Consider the following 2,137-nt stretch of genomic DNA (forward strand, 5'->3'; position numbering starts at 1 on the left):
CCTCCGGGTAGACCCAGACGGCGGGGTTTTCGACCTGCAGGCAGAGCCCGGATTGGGGGCATTTGAAGTGGCTGGGCAGCACCGGGCGGGCGGTGGCGGTGACTTCGCCAGTGGTCGGATCGACCTCCTCGACGGGCAAACCGAACTGCATGCCTTCGACGCAGAGATAGCCAAACCGCGACCGGGTGACGGGAAAGCCAAAGCCCGAAGGGTCACGCAGGAACTTCACGAAGCCCTTGGTGGCGAGCACAGAGAGGCGTTCGCGGATGGTGTGCTTGCTGCCCAGACCGCCGCGATTCTCGAAGGTCTCGGCAAACTGCATGGCAGTGTAGAGCCGCTCGCCCGCCGCCTCATCGAGCAGCATGCCCAGAATGACATCGTGCTTGCGCAGCCGTTCGGCGTCGAACTTGGCCCCGACCTCCTTGCGCACCAGCCGCTCGTTCATCGGGTTCAGTTCGACCCAGCGACCCGCCACTTTGTCGATCAGCTTGCCGGGCAGCGCGGGGCCATTGCGCAACTCGATCTCCAGGCGGCGTTGGCTGCTGTCCTCGTCGGGCCGGTGCATGAGCAGCCCCGAGGTGTAGAAGCCGCGCAGCGCGCTGGCGCCGGAGAGCGCAAGGAAGGGATCGTCCTTGACCTGATGCTTGGTGGCCTTGCGGGTGTGGTGGGCGAGGATGACGCCCGCATCCGGATTGACCGCCTCGCGGAGAAGCTCGACCCGATCCTTCAGGAAAAACATCATGGCGGTGTTGTCGTTCTCGCCCCCGCCCTCGGGGCCGCCATCGAAGAGGTTGCGGATCGGGTCGATGACGATGATGTCGGGCGGCGCGTCGGGGAATGCGGCCCTGATCGCCTCGGCCACGCGGGCGATGCCCTCCGCGTCGAGCAGCAGCTTCAGTTTCGGGGTGGCGATGAAGGTGTCGCGCGCGGCGGCGATCACGGCGGCGGGCAGCGCGATCTGCTGCATGCGTTCGCGCAGGTAGTGATACTGGATCTCGGCCTGCAGGTAGAAAACGCGCAGGGGCCGGGGTGGCGTGAAGCCGAGGAACGGCACGCCCGCCGCCATGTGCACGAGCCAGCAGATCAGGAAGTCGCTCTTGCCGACCTTGGGCGCGCCGCCCAGCACGAGGAGCCCGCCAGGTGTCAGCACGCGCGGGCCGATGATGTCCTCGGGCATCGGACTGGTGTCGTCGAGGAGAGCGCCGAGGCTGAAGGTCGGCAGCGGGCTGGCCGGGGCACCGGCGTGGGCCGCGCGCAGGAGCGGCGGACCGTTGCGCTTCACATGCAGCGCCCAGAGGCGTTCGGACTCGGCCTGCAGCCGATCGAGCGGCCAGGATGGGCGCAGCATGGCGGCGTTGTAGCCGCAGATCGCCTCCCAGCCCGCGAAGGGATCGAGGCGGCCCTCGTGGACGAGGCGCACATAATGGCCAATGGCGGCGCTGGCCCCCTGGAACCGGGACCAGTCGTCGACCGCGCCCTCGCGCACCGGCGTGGTGAGCACCGCGTCGATGCCGGGCTTCGATGCTGGTGTGGCAACGTCGCTGGCGAAGCCCACACCGGGCAGCGGCGGCATCTCGGCGACCTTTTCGGCGAAATCCGCAAGATCCACCTCGACGTCGCGATGTTCGCGGATCTGCACGAGGCGCTGGTGGCCGTGCTTGTGATAGACCGTGCCCGGCACCCGGATCGGCTGGTGCGCAGAGCGGAAATGCGTGTCGCCGCCGACCTTCACGGCAATCTCGCCGCGCAGGCGGCAGAGGGTGGCCAGGTCATCGCCCTCGGCAGGCTCGGTGAGTTGCCACCAGACATGGAGCTTCGCGGCGCCCTCGGGCGTGCGCCCGCCGCTTTCGATGATGAGCGTGGGCGCGCCGAGGTGGCGGGTGACATGGTCCAGCTTGGCCGGGATGTCGCCCGCGTCCAGATCGACGACGATGGCCTGCATCTGCAGCACATCGGCGGCGCGGGCTTGGCCCTGCTCCTCGACCGTGCCGGGGATGACATAGACCGCCGCCCCCTCGCGGTTCGCCCATCCGGCGAAGGTTGCGAGTTTCTCGGGCGCAGTGTCGTCGGCCGGGATCCAGATGTTGTGCGGCTTGCCGTCCCGGCCCTGACCCTTGTCGACGAAGCCGCGGAGCGG

General features: G+C 68.6%; 1 protein-coding gene. It reads right to left on the reverse strand.

The features are described 5' to 3' along the window. Window positions 1–2,137: AAA family ATPase (locus G5V65_RS21670; protein WP_165054662.1), on the reverse strand; the 2,137-nt coding region annotated here is incomplete at both ends.

Source organism: Paragemmobacter kunshanensis (assembly GCF_011059185.1).
In the GTDB taxonomy this organism is placed as follows: Bacteria; Pseudomonadota; Alphaproteobacteria; order Rhodobacterales; family Rhodobacteraceae; genus Paragemmobacter; species Paragemmobacter kunshanensis.